The 15880-nt window shown below is 69.6% G+C and carries 14 protein-coding genes and 1 tRNA gene; 12 read left to right on the top strand and 3 right to left on the bottom strand.

The window, feature by feature from the left end:
* The first annotated feature begins 15 nt into the window (after positions 1-15).
* The 12 genes from peaB (at position 16) to ACZ5PP_RS16130 (ending at position 13516) form a co-directional block, all read left to right on the top strand.
* Positions 16-1446, top strand: coding sequence for a quinohemoprotein amine dehydrogenase maturation protein (peaB, locus tag ACZ5PP_RS16075; protein ID WP_004308016.1), 1431 nt, complete (start codon positions 16-18; stop codon positions 1444-1446).
* Positions 1443-1769: a quinohemoprotein amine dehydrogenase subunit gamma gene (qhpC, locus tag ACZ5PP_RS16080; RefSeq protein ID WP_004308014.1), complete on the top strand. Its 327-nt coding sequence runs from the start codon at positions 1443-1445 to the stop codon at positions 1767-1769. Before peaB ends, qhpC begins: the two co-directional genes overlap by 4 nt.
* A gap of 10 nt (positions 1770-1779) precedes the next feature.
* Entirely contained in the window at positions 1780-2916 is a 1137-nt protein-coding gene (peaD, locus tag ACZ5PP_RS16085) for a quinohemoprotein amine dehydrogenase subunit beta (protein WP_004308012.1), read from the top strand.
* Between the two features lie 109 nt (positions 2917-3025).
* Positions 3026-4342, top strand: coding sequence for an alginate export family protein (locus ACZ5PP_RS16090; protein WP_004308008.1), 1317 nt, complete (start codon positions 3026-3028; stop codon positions 4340-4342).
* A gap of 53 nt (positions 4343-4395) precedes the next feature.
* Positions 4396-5898, top strand: coding sequence for an aldehyde dehydrogenase family protein (locus ACZ5PP_RS16095; protein WP_004308006.1), 1503 nt, complete (start codon positions 4396-4398; stop codon positions 5896-5898).
* 82 nt (positions 5899-5980) lie between these two features.
* Positions 5981-6847 carry a hypothetical protein gene (locus ACZ5PP_RS16100; protein WP_004308005.1) on the top strand — a complete coding sequence of 289 codons (867 nt, stop codon included), beginning with the start codon at positions 5981-5983 and terminating at the stop codon, positions 6845-6847.
* Positions 6844-7857 carry a U32 family peptidase gene (locus ACZ5PP_RS16105; protein ID WP_004308004.1) on the top strand — a complete coding sequence of 338 codons (1014 nt, stop codon included), beginning with the start codon at positions 6844-6846 and terminating at the stop codon, positions 7855-7857. Before ACZ5PP_RS16100 ends, ACZ5PP_RS16105 begins: the two co-directional genes overlap by 4 nt.
* A gap of 1 nt (position 7858) precedes the next feature.
* On the top strand, positions 7859-10057 hold the full coding sequence (gene ccsA / locus ACZ5PP_RS16110; RefSeq protein ID WP_245537153.1) for a cytochrome c biogenesis protein CcsA: 2199 nt from the start codon (positions 7859-7861) through the stop codon (positions 10055-10057).
* A 95-nt stretch (positions 10058-10152) separates the two neighbouring features.
* Positions 10153-11607, top strand: coding sequence for an alanine/glycine:cation symporter family protein (locus ACZ5PP_RS16115; RefSeq protein ID WP_004307999.1), 1455 nt, complete (start codon positions 10153-10155; stop codon positions 11605-11607).
* Between the two features lie 91 nt (positions 11608-11698).
* The gene (gene rapZ, locus ACZ5PP_RS16120) at positions 11699-12598 is read left to right on the top strand and encodes an RNase adapter RapZ (protein ID WP_004307996.1); all 900 of its coding nucleotides are present in this window, start codon (positions 11699-11701) and stop codon (positions 12596-12598) included.
* Positions 12595-12984, top strand: coding sequence for a NusG domain II-containing protein (locus ACZ5PP_RS16125; protein ID WP_004307994.1), 390 nt, complete (start codon positions 12595-12597; stop codon positions 12982-12984). Before rapZ ends, ACZ5PP_RS16125 begins: the two co-directional genes overlap by 4 nt.
* The gene (locus tag ACZ5PP_RS16130; RefSeq protein ID WP_012584631.1) at positions 12965-13516 is read left to right on the top strand and encodes a Gx transporter family protein; all 552 of its coding nucleotides are present in this window, start codon (positions 12965-12967) and stop codon (positions 13514-13516) included. Before ACZ5PP_RS16125 ends, ACZ5PP_RS16130 begins: the two co-directional genes overlap by 20 nt.
* Before the next feature lie 223 nt (positions 13517-13739).
* Here the strand turns inward: ACZ5PP_RS16130 and ACZ5PP_RS16135 are convergent, their stop codons facing one another.
* The 3 genes from ACZ5PP_RS16135 to ACZ5PP_RS16145 all read right to left on the bottom strand — a co-directional run bounded on the left by ACZ5PP_RS16135 (position 13740) and on the right by ACZ5PP_RS16145 (position 15804).
* Entirely contained in the window at positions 13740-14642 is a 903-nt protein-coding gene (locus tag ACZ5PP_RS16135; protein ID WP_138860519.1) for a dienelactone hydrolase family protein, read from the bottom strand.
* A gap of 160 nt (positions 14643-14802) precedes the next feature.
* Entirely contained in the window at positions 14803-15069 is a 267-nt protein-coding gene (gene infA, locus ACZ5PP_RS16140; protein ID WP_002925671.1) for a translation initiation factor IF-1, read from the bottom strand.
* 659 nt (positions 15070-15728) lie between these two features.
* A tRNA-Lys gene (locus tag ACZ5PP_RS16145) sits at positions 15729-15804 on the bottom strand.
* Positions 15805-15880: the final 76 nt, after the last annotated feature.

Raw genomic sequence — 15880 nt, forward strand, 5'->3', positions numbered from 1 at the left:
CCGAAGGAGGCTCCCATGGGTGCCGTCTTGAATCTGGTGCAGGACAACCTGCACGAGCTGCGCATCGATGAGACGCGCATGCTGTTCCACATCCCGAGCAGTTCGCTGTTCGCGCTCGACCCGCTGAGCGCGGCGCTGATCGATCGCATCCGCCGTCAGAGCCTCACCGTCGAGGCCCTGATCGATGGCCTGCGTACCGAGTTCGACGCCGACGAGGTGGCCGAGGCGATCCGCGAGCTGGTCGCGCTCGAGCTCATCGACGACGGCCGCCCCGCCAGCGCCGGCACGCTCGCGCACACCTTCGAGCGCTTCCCGCTCACCACGGTGGTGCTCAACGTCAACACCGGCTGCAACCTGAGCTGTACCTACTGCTACAAGGAAGACCTCGACAAGCCCTCGGCGGGCCGCAAGATGGCCTTCGGGACCGCGCGCGACGCGATCGAGATGATGTTGCGCGAGTCGCCGGACGAGCCGCGCTACAACGTCGTCTTCTTCGGCGGCGAGCCGCTCAGCAACCTGCCGCTGATCAAGGACGTGGTCGCGTACTGCGAGGCGCGCTTCGCCGAGCTCGGCAAGCAGGTCGATTTCGTCATGACGACGAACGCGACCCTGCTCGCCGACGACACCATCGACTGGCTCGATGCCCACCGCTTCGGGCTGTCGATCAGCATCGACGGTCCGAAGGCGATCCACGACCGCAACCGGCTCACCGTCGGCGGCCAGGGCACCTACGAGACCGTGCGGCGCAAGGCCGAGCGCCTGCTGGCGCGCTACCACGCGCGGCCGGTGGGGGCACGGGTCACGCTCACCCACGGCACCACCGAGGTCGAGCGCATCTGGGACCACCTGTTCAACGAGCTGGGCTTTGCCGAAGTGGGCTTCGCGCCGGTGACCTCGGGCGACATCAGCACCTTCAACCTCACGGGCGCGGAGCTGGTCGAGGTCTTCGCCGGGCTGAAGCGGCTCGGTGCGCGCTATCTGGAGGCGGCGCTGGAGGGACGCAACATCGGTTTCTCCAACATGCACCAGCTGATCACCGACCTGCACGAAGGCCACAAGAAGGCGCTGCCCTGTGGCGCCGGGTTGAAGATGCTCGCGGTCGACCACAAGGGTGAACTGAACCTGTGCCATCGCTTCACCGGCTCCACGCTGCCGACCTTCGGCGACGTGAAGAACGGTATCCAGCGCGCGCAGCTCGGCGATTTCCTGTCCCAGCGCCTGGATCGCACGGATACCGGCTGCGCGAGCTGCCGCATCCGCAACCTGTGCTCGGGCGGCTGCTACCACGAGAGCTACGCGCGCTACGGCGATCCCGCACATCCCACCTACCACTACTGCGATCTGATGCGCGACTGGGTGGACTTCGGCATCGAGGTCTACAGCCGCATCATGGCCGGGAACCCGGCCTTCATCGAACAGCATATTTCCCCGAGGAGGGCGTCATGAAACATCTCAAGGCGATCAACAACAAGGCGCGGCTGCTGGACAAGGCGGTCGCGGAGGACCGGGTCGAGGAGGTGGTGGCGATGAGCGCCATCGCCGGCTGCGCGGCGACGGTGGACCCGGGCTGGGAAGTGGACGCCTTCGGCGGTGTGTCCTCGCTGTGCCAGCCGATGGAATCCGATCTCTACGGCTGCGCCGATCCGTGCTGGTGGCCGGCCCAGGTGCCGGACGTGATGAACACCTACCCGGACTGGAACAAGGACGCGACCAACTCGCGCGAGGACTGGCGCAATCTCGGCTCGGTCTTCCCGGGCGACAAGCTGTAAGGGGGCGGACATGAAGAAGACGATGATCGGCGGCGCACTGCGCCGCAGCGCGGCCGCGCTCGCCTGCCTGGCCGCCGGAGTCCTGCCCGCCGCAGCGGCAAACGAGGCGCGGCCGCTCGAGCCGGGCAGCGAATACCTGATGGTGGCCAACTACCCGAACAACCTGAACGTGGTCGATCTGGCCAGCGAGAGCGTCTACAAGACCTGCCCGCTGCCCGACGCCTTCGGACCCGGCACCACGCAGATCGCGCCCGACCGCCGCACCGCCTACATCCTCAACAACCGTTTCGGCACGATCTACGGCATCGATCTCGATACCTGCAGGCTCACCTTCCGCGCCGAGATGTCGCAGGGCGACAACGAGCGTGCCAAGTCGATCGCATCCTTCACCGTCAGCGCGGACGGCAAGGAGGTCTATGCGGTGCAGAACCCGACCACCATCCATCGCGACCACTATCGCGTGGGGGCGCCGCGCTTCGCGGTCTACGATACCCGTGCCGGTCTGGAGGCCAAGCCTGTGCGTGTGTTTCCGGCGCCGCGCCAGGCCAACATCATGCAGGCGGGTGAGGACGGCTCGGTCTACCTGGCCGGACCGAACCTCTACAAGGTGGATGTGAACACCGGTGCGATGACCGTCGCCCTGCCGATCCGCGACTGGCAGCGTTCCACGCACGCGCCGCTCGATGTGCTGTACATCTGGCCGGTGCAGACGCCGACGCGGGACTTCACCATCCTCTACACCACGGCGAAGTACCAGGACGACAAGCAGGACATGGCGACCGCCGAGTACCAGTACGGCTATCTGAACGTGAACCTGAAGAGCGGCGAGACCGAGGCACGCGAGTTCGGACCGCTGACCGAGATCTACTTCACCGGGCTGCGTTCGCCGAAGGACCGCAACATCGTCTACGGCCTGCTGCACCGCCTGACCAAGTACGACATCGCGCAGCAGAAGCTGGTGCAGGCCGCCGAGCTCGACCACACCTACTACACCGTGCTGAGCAACCAGGCCGGCAGCCGGCTCTACCTCACCGGCACCTTCAACGACATCTCCATCCACGATGCCGACACGCTGGCCAAGGTCGGGCAGGTGAAGCTGCCGGGCGGGGACATGTCGCTCGGTACCGGGCAGGTCTTCGTGCGCTGAGCGCCCGCTTCCGGACGGGGCAAGCCCGCAGCAGCGGGACACCACGGCGCGCCAAGCGGCGCACCGCGGTGTCCCGCGCGCCAAAACAATCATCGAGGAGACGAACATCATGCGCATGCGCATCACCACGGCCGTCCTGCTGGCCGGACTGGCGGCGCTCGGCACGGCCCGGGCAGAGACCTTGCACGAACGCGACGGCACCACACTGAGCGCGAATATCGACGGCATGGCCGGCGCCTTCTCCACGCGCGAGGACTATCTCGGCGAGGGCGGCAGGCAGTGGCGCGAGGGCTTCATCCATGGCGTGCTCGCGGGCACCACCCGTGCCGGCGGCGGCGAGCTGTACGGCGGCCTGGGCGCGATCGCACAAGGCACCTGGGGCGACGGCGATGCCGGCGGCTATACCGACGGCCGCGAGCGCGACGTCGACCTGGAGGATGCGTACGTCGGCTGGCGCAGCGCAGGTGGCGCGTTCGACGTCTCGTTCGGCCGCCAGCAGTTCGTGCTGGGCGACGGCTTCCTGATCGCGAGCGACCGGATCAACCTCGGCAAGGGGCTCGATGCGCTCGGTGTGGACGTGGATCGGGGCGGGGCCTACTACCTCGCCGCCAAGAAGAGCTTCCGCAACACCGCGATCGTGCGCATCGATCCCGAGGGGCCCTGGCGCGGCGACGCCTTCTGGCTGCAGTCGGGCAACCCCTACCAGCAGGACACCGAGCTCGGCGGCGCGAACCTGGAGTATGTGTCGGAGACGCATGGGACGCTCGGGCTGAGCTGGATGAAGGTGCTCGACGTCGACCAGGGCGCCGGGCTGGGCATCTTCGACCGTCGCGACGGCATGCGCATCGCCAGCGTACGCGGCCAGGGCAGCCTCGGCGTGGAGAACCTGTTCCTCGCCTTCGAGTACGTCGACCAGCGCGGCGGCAGCGCCGCGGTGAAGAACGACGCCGACGCCTGGCACGTCGAGGGCGGGTGGACCTTCGCCGACCTGCCCTGGCGCCCCACGCTCGACTACCGCCACGCACGCTTCTCCGCCGACAAGTCCGCCACCGCCCGCAACGAGGCCTTCGACCCGCTGTTCTTCGGCCTCAGCCGCGGCCTGGGGACCTGGTTCCAGGGCGAGGTCGCGTCCAACTACGCCGGCCCGGCCAACAGCGGCAATCGGGTGGACCGCGTGGAGCTGAGCCTGGCACCCCGCGAGGATCTCTCCATCGGCGTGCAGTACTGGAAGTTCGCGCCCGAGGGCGAGGCCGCGGACCTGGCCGGGCGCGAGTTCGATCTGTTCGCGTTCTGGCAGATCGACAAGCACTTCACCTTCGTGCCCCTGATCGGCCTCTACGAGCCGCGCGGTGCGGACGTGAAGGCGCTGCAGGGCAACGACCGCCGCAATGTCTATCTGCAGGCGGTGCTGATTTTCAACTATTGAGGGGGCGGCCTGCGGCCGTCCCGGGCAACACACATCAAACACGGAGACGAGGAATGGACCGATACAAGGGTGAACTGCTGAGCGACGACACGCGCCGCTTCCTGGCGCAGCCCAAGCGCATGGCGATCGGCGGCGAATGGGTGGAGGCCCTCGGCGGTGGCATGCTCGAGGTGGTGGATCCCGCCAGCGGGCAGGTGTTCGATCGCGTGCCGGCGGGCGAGGCGACCGACATCGACCGCGCGGTGGCGGCGGCGCGGCGCGCCTTCGAGCAGGGCGACTGGCCGCGCATGCGACCGGTGGACCGCGAGCGCCTGCTGCTGCGCCTGGCCGAGCTGGTGGAGGCGCATGCGCAGGAACTGGCCGAGATCGAGGCGCTCGACAACGGCAAGCCGGTGACCATGGCGCGTGCGGTCGACGTGGCGCTGGTGGTGGACTTCCTGCGCTACATGGCCGGCTGGGCGACCAAGATCGAAGGCTCGACGATGGAGGTGTCGGTCCCCCTGGTGCGCGACCGCGAGTTCTTCGGCTACACCCGGCGCGAGCCGGTGGGCGTGGTGGGGGCGATCATCCCGTGGAACTTCCCGCTGCTGATGGTGGCGTGGAAGGCGGGGCCGGCACTCGCCTCCGGGTGCACGATGGTGCTCAAGCCCGCCGAGGAGACGCCGCTGTCGGCGCTGCGCTTTGCCGAGCTGGTGCAGCAGGCGGGCTACCCCGCGGGGGTGTTCAACGTCGTCACCGGCCACGGCCACTCCGCGGGTGCGGCGCTGGCCGCGCACAAGGGCGTCGACAAGGTGGCCTTCACCGGCTCGACCGAGATCGGCAAGCTGGTCGGCAAGGCCGCGCTCGACAACATGACGCGGGTGTCGCTGGAGCTGGGCGGCAAGAGCCCGGTGATCGTGCTCGACGACGCCGACCCGGCGGTAGCGGCTGCGGGCGCGGCGCAGGCGATCTTCTTCAACCAGGGGCAGGTGTGCTGCGCGGGTTCGCGCCTGTATGTGCACAAGAGTCGTTTCGAGCGCGTGGTGGAGGGGCTGTCGGGGATCGCCGCGGACATGAAGCTCGGCGCCGGCATCGAGCCCTCGACGCAGATCGGCCCGCTGGTGTCGGCCGTCCAGCAGCAGCGCGTGCTGGGCTACATCCGCAGCGGCTTCGAGGAGGGCGCGCGCGCGCTGGCGGGCGGCGCAGCGGGCGAGGGCGAGGGCTACTTCGTCAAGCCGACGGTGCTGGTCGATACCCGCGACGACATGCGCGTGGTGCGCGAGGAGATCTTCGGCCCGGTGGTGGTGGCGATGCCCTACGACGATCTCGACGAGGTCGCCCGCCGCGCCAACGACACCCCATACGGCCTCGGCGCCAGCATCTGGTCCAACGACCTGTCGCGGGTGCACCGCCTGGTGCCGAAGATCAAGGCCGGTACGGTGTGGGTCAACTGCCACAACATCCTCGACGCCTCGATGCCCTTCGGCGGCTACAAGCAGTCCGGCATCGGCCGCGAGATGGGGCGCGCGGTGCTCGACCTGTACACCGAGGGCAAGTCGGTGATCATGGCCCTGTAAGGGGGGCGCGTCGCGCGGCTGCGGCGCTCCATGCCCTTTCGATCCCTTGTCGCGGCACCCGAGGCCGCGGGGAGAAAGCGTGATGAGTTTTTCCGAGTTGGCGGTGACGGCAACGCACGCAGTCGATCTGGCGTGGGCCGCGGGGGGGCCCGCGGAGCGCGAACGCCACTGGCTGCGCATCCATGGCGATGCTGCCCTGGCCGCCTGGCTCGCGGGGCTGCAGCCGACGCATCTTCATTTCGGCAGCGAGTTCTGCGAGCACCTCCTGCCCGCGGAGCGGGTGCTGCGCGAGGCGCTGCGGCGGGTGGAGGAGGCGGGCCTGCGCTTCGTGCTGCTCACGCCGGTCGCCTCGCCCGATGTGTTGGCCCGACTGCACGGGCTGCTGCCCATGCTCCCCGCCGGGACGGAAGTGGTGGCGAACGACTGGGGTGTGGCGCACGAGTTGCACACGCGCTTTCCGGCCTTGCTTCCGGTGGCGGGCCGCGTGCTGTGCCGCATGACCAAGGATCCGCGCCTGCATCCCGGCTGGGCGGGGCGCTGCGGTCACGGCCTGGCCGCGCCGACGATGCGCGCACTGTTCGAGCGCCTCGGCATCCTCCGGCTCGAGCTCGACATGCCGGTCTTTGCCGACGATGGGGCGCTCGAGGGGCTGCCGCTCCCCGCCGGCGTGCATCTGCCCTGCGTCTATGTGGCCAAGGGCCGCATGTGCCGGGCAGGTGGGCTTTCCATGAAGGGGCCGGAGCGCTTCGCCGTCGGACGCCGCTGCCGCAAGGAGTGCCTGCGCCTTGCCGCCGAGGCCTCACGCCCGGGACGGGACGATGCCTGCCGGACGACCCAGCTCGGCAACACCTTGTTCAGCCGCCATTCGGACGCGATGGCGCAGGCCTTGCGGCGGGCCGCCGACGCGGGGCGGATCGCCCGCCTGGTCGTTGCCGGAGAACCGCTGTGAGAATCGTCGCGCCTGTTTCGCGCGTCGCCGAGGTTGCAGTGCTCGCCGCGGCCGGCGCCACCGAGCTGTATTGCGGCCTGGTGCCGCCCGACTGGCGCGGACGCTTCCAGTCGATCAGCGCCAATCGCCGGCCGTCGGGCAATCTTGCAAGCTATGCAGACCTGGCGGAGGCGGTGCGGAGCGCGCATGCCCACGCTGCCGCGCTGTCGCTGGTGCTCAATGCCCAGCACTACGCTGCAGCGCAGATCGAGGCCGCGGAAGAGATCGCCGGGCGCTTTGCGGACCTCGGTGGCGATGCCCTGATCGTCAGCGACCTGGGCCTGGTGGAGCGCCTGGCGACGCGTTTCCCGGCGCTGCGCGTGCACGTCAGTTCGGTGGCGACCTGCCGCAACGCGGCGGCGGCGCGGCTGTGCCAAGCCCGCGGTGCGCGCCGGCTGATCCTGCCGCGCGACGTGACCCTCGCCGAGGCCACCGCCATTGCCGAAGAGGTGCCGGACATCGAGATCGAAGCCTTCGTGCTCAATGATGGATGCATCTTCGAGGAGGGCGCCTGCCACACGATCCACCTCCCGGGGCAACTGGGCGGGCCGATCTGCCTCGACCGCTACCGCTTCCGCCATCGTCGGCGCGACGGCGGGGAGCTGTCGGCACGCCTCGCCGCACGCTTGCAGGAGAACGACGAGGCCTACGAGCGCTGGCTGTGGTACCGCTTTTCCTGCGGCTTCAGCACCACGCCCGAAGGCTTGCCCTTCGGACCATGCGGGCTGTGCGCGCTGCCCGCGCTCAGGCGCGGACGGGTAGCCGCGGTCAAGATCGCCGGGCGCGAGGCGCCGACGGCGCGCAAACTGGCGAGCGTGCGCATGGTGAGGTCCGTGCTCGACCGGGTCTGCGCAGGGGCGGATGCCGCCGCGGTGCGCGCGTTCGCCACCCGCCTGCGGCCGTCCGAGGCGCATTGCGCCACCGGCCACATGTGCTACTACCCCGAAGTGCTGCGGGCGGAGGCATGCTGAAGTGAGCGCGCCACGTCGTGACCTGGCGGTCTGGATGCTGGTCGCCGCCGCGACCATCGCCTTGGCATGCCGGGCGGAGCTGGGGTCGTTCGTCCTCGCCGCCGCAGCGGCGCTGGGGGCGTATGCGGCGTGCAGATCGACGGGGCGCGCGAGTGCGCTCGCCCTGTCGGCGGCGCTGCTTTGGAGTTGCACGCTCGCCCTGGGCTGGCACTTCGCAGTCGACCATTTCGCGCTGCGCTACGTCTGGCTGTACAGCAGCACAGCGCTGCCGCTGCACCTGAAGATCGCCAACCTGTGGGGCGGCGATGAAGGCACCACGCTGCTGCTGCTGGCCTGCTGCGCGAGCCTGGCGGCGAGTGGTGCCCGCGCCGGACTGGACCGCGGGCGTCGCTCGGTGGCGGCTGCGATCGTCGCCGCCTATGGCGCGGTCGTCCTGTGGTTGGCTCCCTTCGCCGCAACGCCCGCCGACTGGCTGGCACAGTCGCCCTCGCAGGGCATGAACGCGCACCTGATGAAACCCTGGATGCTGTTCCACGCCCCGCTGGTGATTGCCGCCTACGCCTGGGTGCTGGCACTCGCCGGGCCTGCGCTCGACGCCCTGCGCGGCGGGCAGGGCAAGTGGCCGGCGCGCGCGCGCATGCGTGCGCGGAGGGCCTGGCTGCTGCTCACCGCAGGGATCGGATTCGGCATGCTGTGGGCCTTCGAGGATGCGATGTATGGCCAGGTGTGGCACTGGGATCCGGTCCAGACCGCGGTGTTCGTCCTGTGGTGCCTGCTGGGGGCGCACCTGCACGGGATCAACGGCTGGGGCGTGGGCCGCAGGCACTGGCGCATGATGCCGCTGGCCGCCGTGCTGGCCGCTGCGGCGGTGCCCTGCGTGATGGCGGTGACGCGCAATCCGGTGCTGGCGAGCTCGCACCGCTACGTGGGGGCCGAGTCCTGGGTGGCACATGGTGCGCTCGGCAGCGCGTTGCTGGTGCTCGCCCTCGTCGCAGCGTTTTCCGGTCGCGGTGCCGGCGTGAGCCTGCGGCAGGGGGGGGCGCGTTCGTCCGCTGGCCTGGGCCTGTGGCTGGCACAGCTCTGCTTCCTGGGCGCAGCCGCTGTCGCCGTGGTGCAGTTGCTGCTTGCGTCCGCTGCGGCGGCGAGCGGCGCGCCACGTCCGGAGGAATACAAGCCCTTCCTCGCGATGCTCGCCAACCTCGTGAGCGGAGGCGAACTGGAGGCGCTGCGCGCGGCCTTCGAGCAGTGGGACGTGGACGGCCATGTGCTCGCACGCGGCCTCTTGCCGTCGCTGGCCGGGGCCGGACTGGCTGGAGGCTGGTACTTCTTCCGCCGCATCTCGGTCGGGGCGGGCCGCCTGTCGCTGCTGGCGGCGCTGGCTGTGACGGGGGCGAGCGCAGCCTGGGGCGGGTTGATGACGCGGCACTACGAGGGTGCGGGGATCCTCTCCCAGCAGATCGTGGCGCTCCTGCCGCAGTTCGACGCCGTGCTCGCGGGCTGTGCGTATCTTGCGCTCGGCGGTGGCGCGTGGACGGTATTCATGGTGCATCGGCATGGGCTGCGCGGGATTGCGCCGGCCTTGCCACTGCTGGCCATCCACGCGGGGGTCGCGCTGGCCCTTTCCGGCGGCCTGCTGGCAACCGCGCTGAACAGCTACTCGCAGCATGAGATCGTCTTCGACGGCGCGCCGAGCGCGTGGACGCGCGATCGCCACGGCTACGCCTTCAGGCTGGTCGATCTGAGGGTCGCGAGCGCAGGCGATGGAGGCGTCGGTGGCGCCGCCGGCGTGCATGCGCTGACCGCGATCGAGGCGCGCGCTCCCTCGGGCAGGACCTTCGACGGAGAGACGCTCTACCGGGACTCGCGCGCGCCCCCGGAGCGCTACGATGGCCCGCTGCGGCAGATCTGCGAGATGCTGGACTACCGTTACGCCCGCCACATGGGCAGGCCCGGTTATCTGCTCGACCCCCTGGTCGATCAGGGCTGGAAGCATGCGGTGCAGTTCTGGGTTTCCCCCGCGGGTGTGGTGGAGGCGCTTGCGGGACGCGCTGGAGGCCGGGCGGTGTTCGTCGTGGTGAAGGTCTTCCCCCTGATCTCCCTGCTGTGGAGCGGGCTCGTGCTCCTGCTGCTGGGCAGTGCGTGGCTGGCTCTGGCGCCCCCGGGCGGGCCGGCTCGGGCGGAGCCCGGCGGAGGGCGTTGAATGGGCAGTGTCCGGGTTATTCCCAACGATGCTGCCGCTCATCCGCTCGCAACAAGCAGATACAATCGCGGCTCGTTTCTCGGGAAAACACAAGAATGCAAGCGACCGTCGACTGGATCAACGGCTGGGTCTGGAGCCCCGCCCTCGTTTACCTGTGCCTGATCGTGGGCCTGTACTTTTCCATCCGCACCCGTTTCATGCAGGTGCGCCACATCGGCGAGATGGTGCGGGCGATGTTCCGCGGCAAGAGCTCCGCGGCGGGCGTGTCGTCCTTCCAGGCGCTCACCATCGCGCTCTCCGGTCGGGTGGGTACCGGCAATATCGCCGGCGTCGCCACCGCGATCGGCTTCGGCGGTCCGGGCGCGGTGTTCTGGATGTGGATGGTGGCCTTCCTCGGCGCCGCCACGGCTTACGTCGAGTCGGCACTCGGGCAGATCTACAAGACCGAACACCACGGCCTCTACCGTGGCGGTCCGGCGTATTACATCGAGAAGGGCCTGGGCTGGCGCGTCTATGCGATCGTGTTCGCGGTCGCCACCGTGTTCGCGTGCGGCGTGCTGCTGCCCGGCGTGCAGACCAACAGCATCGCGGCCAGCATGGAAAACGCCTTCGGCGTGGCGCCGGCGGTCACCGGCACCATCATCGTGATCCTGCTCGGCCTGATCATCTTCGGTGGCGTGCGCCGCATCGCCCAGGTCACCCAGGTGGTGGTGCCCTTCATGGCGCTCGGCTACATCCTCGCCGCGGCCGTGGTGGTGGCGCTCAACGTCGACAAGGTGCCCGAGGTCATCCGCCTGATCCTGTCCTCGGCCGTCGGTCTCGACGCGGGCTTCGGCGCGATGATCGGCCTGGCCATCCAGTGGGGTGTCAAGCGCGGCGTGTATTCCAACGAAGCCGGCCAGGGCACCGGCCCGCACGCCGCCGCTGCCGCCGAAGTGCCGCACCCGGCTGCGCAAGGCCTCGTGCAGGCCTTCTCGGTGTATGTGGATACCCTCTTCGTGTGCTCGGCGACCGCCTTCATGGTGCTGATCACCGGCACCTACAACGTCACCGGACCGGACGGCGCGCAGGTGTTCACCGGGCTGGCCAACATCTCGGCGGGCACCGGCTTCACCCAGGCGGCGATGGAGCAGGTGCTGCCGGGCTTCGGCTCGATGTTCGTGGCGGTGGCGCTGTTCTTCTTCGCCTTCACCACGGTGATCGCCTACTACTACATCGCCGAGACAAACGTCGCCTATCTGACGCGCAATCTGCGCTCGGAGGCCTTGATCTTCGTGCTGCGCGTGGCGCTGATCGGTTCGGCCCTGTATGGCTGCGTGCGCACCAGCGACCTGGCCTGGGGCCTGGGCGACATCGGCGTCGGCCTGATGGCGTGGCTCAACATCTTTGCCATCCTGGTGCTGCAGAAGCCGGCGCTGCTGGCGCTCAAGGACTACGAGGCGCAGCAGGCCCAGGGACGCCTCGAGCCCCAGTTCGACCCGCGCGCGCTCGGCATCGTGAATGCCGACCTGTGGGTGAAGATCGCCGATCGCAGGAAGCGCGAAGGCTGATCGGGCGGGGGAAGCCCGCCGTCCCCGCGTGCAGGACCCGCCCGCCGACACTGGGCTATAGTGTGGGCGGGCTTTTTCATCCGGAAGGGCAATGCAGATCGTTCTAATCAGCGGCTTGTCGGGTTCGGGCAAGAGCATCGCGCTCAACGTGCTCGAGGATGCCGGCTACTACGTGGTCGACAACCTGCCGGCGGTGCTGCTGCCACAGCTGGCGGCGCACCTGCACGGTGCGGGCTGGCGGCGGGTGGCGGTTGCGGTGGACATGCGCTCGGGCGCGAGCATCGCGGCCCTGCCGCAGCAGGTCGAGGTCTTGCGCTCGACGGTGCGCGACCTGCGCTTCATCTTCCTCGAGGCGCGCGACGACGCGCTGATCGCGCGCTTCTCCGAGACGCGCCGGCGCCATCCGATGGCGGTGGACGGCTACACGCTCGAAGAAGCGATCCAGCGCGAACGCGACGCGCTCGCCAGCGTGGCCGAGCTCGGTCACCGCATCGACACCAGCGACCTGCACCCGAACACGCTGCGCGCGTGGGTGAAGGACTTCATCCAGATGGCACCGGCCGAGGGCATGACGCTGATGTTCGAGTCCTTCGGCTTCAAGTACGGCATCCCGCTCGATGCCGACCTCGTCTTCGATGTGCGCTGCCTGCCCAATCCGCACTACGACCCGCGCCTGCGTCCGCTCACCGGGCGCGACCAGCCGGTCATCGACTTCCTCCAGGGCGTGCCCGAGGTCGGGCGGATGTCGCAGGACATCCACGATTTCGTCGCCAACTGGCTGCCCGCCTACGTGCGCGACAACCGCAGCTACCTGACCGTGGCGATCGGCTGTACCGGCGGCCAGCATCGCTCGGTGTACATCGCCGAGTGGCTGGCCGAGCGTTTCCGCGGCCAGGTCGAGGTCATCGTGCGCCACCGCTCGACGGCGCGCCGGGCGGCGGACCGCGCTGCCGGCATCGTGGATGCGGCCGGAGACGGGAACGGGCGGTGAGGCTGGAGCTTGCGGACTGGCGCGGGCTGCTGCGGCCCGGCGATGTCCTGGTGGCGATCGGCGGGCTGCTCGTGTGCGGCTATGCGCTGCTCGCGCTGTGGCAAGGCGGTGCGCCGGACGGCGCGGTGGTTCGTGCCGGCGGCAAGGTGGTGGCGCGGGTGGACCTGGCAGCCGAGCGCACGATCGAGGTGCCCGGCCCGCTTGGCGTCACGGTGATCGAGATCCGGCCCGGGCGCGCGCGTGTCGCTTCCGATCCCGGGCCGCGCCAGTATTGCGTGCGTCAGGGCTGGCTCACCCAGGCCGGCGCGGTGGCGATCTGCGCGCCCAACGAGGTGAGCCTGAGCCTCACCGGGCGGGCTGCGGATTATGACTCCCTCAACTATTGAACTGACTCCCACCGCCGAGGACCGCCGCATCGCCCGCCATGCGGCGGCGGCGATCGTGCTGACCGTGGCCGAGGCGGCGATCCCGCTGCCGCTGCCCGGGGTCAAGCCGGGGCTGGCCAACATCGTGACCCTGGTGGTGCTGGCACGCTGGGGCTGGCGCGAGGCGGTGTGGGTGTCGCTGCTGCGCGTGCTCGCCGGCAGCCTGCTGCTCGGCCAGTTCCTCGCCCCCGGCTTCTTCCTGAGCCTTTCGGGCGCGCTCGCCAGCCTGGTGTCGCTCGGTCTGGCGGTGCGCCTGCCGGCACGCTGGTTCGGCCCGGTGAGCCACAGCATCCTTGCGGCATTCGCCCACATCGGCGCACAGCTGGTGGTCGCGCGCCTGTGGCTGGTGCCGCACGACGGGGTGTTCTACCTCACCCCGGTGTTCGCGCTCGCGGCGGTGGTGTTCGGCCTGATCAACGGGCTGATCGCCGCGCGCCTGCTGCGCGAGCTGCAGGCTGCGCAGCGGCCCGCGGGCGATCCGATGGAACGCTGACCCGCTCCTGCCGTCCAACCAGCCGATGCCGGCAAGGCAGCGCCGGCGCAGCGGAGGGTGGTGGCATGCACGGACGGTGGTGGAGGTGGCTTGGCACGGTGCTCGCGGTCGTCAGCGGCCTGGTGTTCGGCTGGGTCGCGGGCTCCGGCCTGGTGCATGCGGCACCCGTCGGGATGTCGCATGCCGTGCGGTACCCGCCGGCGCAGTGTGCGGCGGCGAGTGCTCAGCCGAGCGCCGCGCCAAGGTGCGCGAGCGCGCGCTTCCAGCCGTCCTCGGCCTCGGCCTTGCGGTAGCTCGGCCGGTAGTCGGCGTGGAAGGCGTGGGGTGCGTCGGGATAGACGTGGATGGTGCTGCGGCCGCCCGCAGCGGAGAGCGCCGCCTGCATCTTCTCCACGTCGGCGAGCGGGATGCCCTGGTCCTGGCCGCCGTAGAGCCCCAGCACCGGCGCGTGCAGCCTGCCGACGACGTCGAGCGGGTGCTGCGGGGTGAACTCCGAAACGGCGCCGCTCAGGCGTCCGTACCACGCCACGCCGGCTTTTACCGATGGCTTGTGCGCGGCGTACAGCCAGGTGATGCGCCCGCCCCAGCAGAAGCCGGTGATCGCGAGGCGGGCGGGGTCGCCGCCCTGGCTCGCCGACCATGCGGCGCAGGCGTCGAGGTCGCCCATGACCTGGGCGTCGGGCACCTTGGCGACGATGTTCTGCAGGATCGCGGGGATGTCGGGCTGGGTGGTGGGATCGCCTTGGCGGAAGAAGAGTTCAGGCGCGATCGCGAGGTAGCCCGCGTGTGCGAGGCGGCGGCAGACGTCGCGGATGTGTTCGTGGACGCCGAAGATCTCCTGCACCACGAGCACGACCGGCAACCTGTCGCCTGCGGCGGGCCGCGCGTAGTAGAGCGGCAACTCGCCGCCCTCGACGGCGATGGCGGCCGTGCCCGTGGCGAGGCCGGTGCCGCTCGTGCTGATCACGGTGCTGGCATGGACAGGCTGCACGGCGAGCGCGAAGCCGGTGGCGGCGATGCCTGCGAGAAAGCCGCGGCGGTCGAGGCGGGCGGCGGGGAGCAGGCTGTCGAACTGGCCGCGCTCGTCTTCGGTGGCGTGTTGCGCACGGCTGGGGGTGGCTTGCATCGTGGCGGTCTCCTCTGGGGGGTAGTGGTCATGCCCCGGAGAGACAGCGCCTTGTGCCTGGTCGTTCCGCGCGTGGAGCGGGAAAGGGGGCGCGTAAACGACGCGCGGCCCCCGAGGGGCCGCGTGGGGCTCGAGGGCGCCGCGATGCCGCCTCGAGGACTCAGCGCCGGCGCGGCGGGGGCGCTGCGGCGGCACCGGCCGGACGACCGGGCAGGTGGCGGAAGGTGATCCGGCCTTTGCTGAGATCGTAGGGCGACATCTCCAGCGACACGTTGTCGCCGGCGATGATGCGGATGTGGTGCTTGCGCATCTTGCCGCCCGAGTAGGCGATCAGGTTGTGACCGTTGTCCAGCGTCACGCGGTAGCGGCCGTCGGGCAGCACCTCGGTGACGGAACCGTGCATTTCGATGAGTTCTTCCTTGGCCATGTCGGGGCTCCTGTAGGGGTTCCGGTGCCCGCTCGTGTGCGGGATCGGAGAGGCGCGTTCCGCCGTGCACGGGCCTCGGAAGGGCCGACCGCCACGTTCTTGTGCGGCAGCGACCAAAAAAAAGACGGCACCAGATCGGCGGGCCGGCTGGAATGTTGCGATTGCGCATCCAGGCAAGAAGCCGGAGGCGTGCAGCGAAGGCGAGATCGAAGAGCGTACGCGGGGCGCTCGGGATCGCTGCGGGATGACGATGACGCGCTGCGTCACGCACGGTCGCGCCGGATTGAATGCGTACATTCCAAACCGGCCAAGAATCCAAATCGAACTATACCAGATCAGGCCTTGTCGGTCCATGGCTTCGTATTGCGTCGCAGCAAGCCATCGAGCCGGTTCGTGCAGCTGCGCGCATCGGCTGCGGAGAAGGTGCGCGGGCTGCCGGTGTCGACTCCGGTGCCGCGCAAGGTGCCCATGAAGTTGCGCAGGTCGAACAGCTCGCGGCCGTTCTTGCGGCCCTCGAGCTCGCCGGCGCGGAACAGGGGTGTCCTTGACGAACACCAGGCAGGCGTCGGTATCGCCCCGGATGCGCAGGGAGGGGCTCCTGCGGGACTGACGCAAAAAGAAAATGCCCGGACCGAAGTCCGGGCATTTTCCGTGAAACTTGGTAGGCCGTGCGGGATTCGAACCTGCGACCAACGGATTAAAAGTCCGCTGCTCTACCAGCTGAGCTAACGACCCAAAAGCGAGGCCGAATGATAATGGCCGATGGAAACGTCGTCAAGCGCCTTGCCGGTTTCGCGGTCCCCCGATGGAG

This window comes from Thauera sp. DNT-1 (assembly GCF_055393985.1).

Bases quoted from the DNA above. Each gene is read 5' to 3' on its own strand.
- peaB (WP_004308016.1), top strand. From the start codon at position 16: ATGGGTGCCGTCTTGAATCTGGTGCAGGACAACCTGCACGAGCTGCGC.
- qhpC (WP_004308014.1), top strand. From the start codon at position 1,443: ATGAAACATCTCAAGGCGATCAACAACAAGGCGCGGCTGCTGGACAAG.
- peaD (WP_004308012.1), top strand. From the start codon at position 1,780: ATGAAGAAGACGATGATCGGCGGCGCACTGCGCCGCAGCGCGGCCGCG.
- ACZ5PP_RS16090 (WP_004308008.1), top strand. From the start codon at position 3,026: ATGCGCATGCGCATCACCACGGCCGTCCTGCTGGCCGGACTGGCGGCG.
- ACZ5PP_RS16095 (WP_004308006.1), top strand. From the start codon at position 4,396: ATGGACCGATACAAGGGTGAACTGCTGAGCGACGACACGCGCCGCTTC.
- ACZ5PP_RS16100 (WP_004308005.1), top strand. From the start codon at position 5,981: ATGAGTTTTTCCGAGTTGGCGGTGACGGCAACGCACGCAGTCGATCTG.
- ACZ5PP_RS16115 (WP_004307999.1), top strand. From the start codon at position 10,153: ATGCAAGCGACCGTCGACTGGATCAACGGCTGGGTCTGGAGCCCCGCC.
- rapZ (WP_004307996.1), top strand. From the start codon at position 11,699: ATGCAGATCGTTCTAATCAGCGGCTTGTCGGGTTCGGGCAAGAGCATC.
- ACZ5PP_RS16130 (WP_012584631.1), top strand. From the start codon at position 12,965: ATGACTCCCTCAACTATTGAACTGACTCCCACCGCCGAGGACCGCCGC.
- ACZ5PP_RS16135 (WP_138860519.1), bottom strand. From the start codon at position 14,642: ATGCAAGCCACCCCCAGCCGTGCGCAACACGCCACCGAAGACGAGCGC.
- infA (WP_002925671.1), bottom strand. From the start codon at position 15,069: ATGGCCAAGGAAGAACTCATCGAAATGCACGGTTCCGTCACCGAGGTG.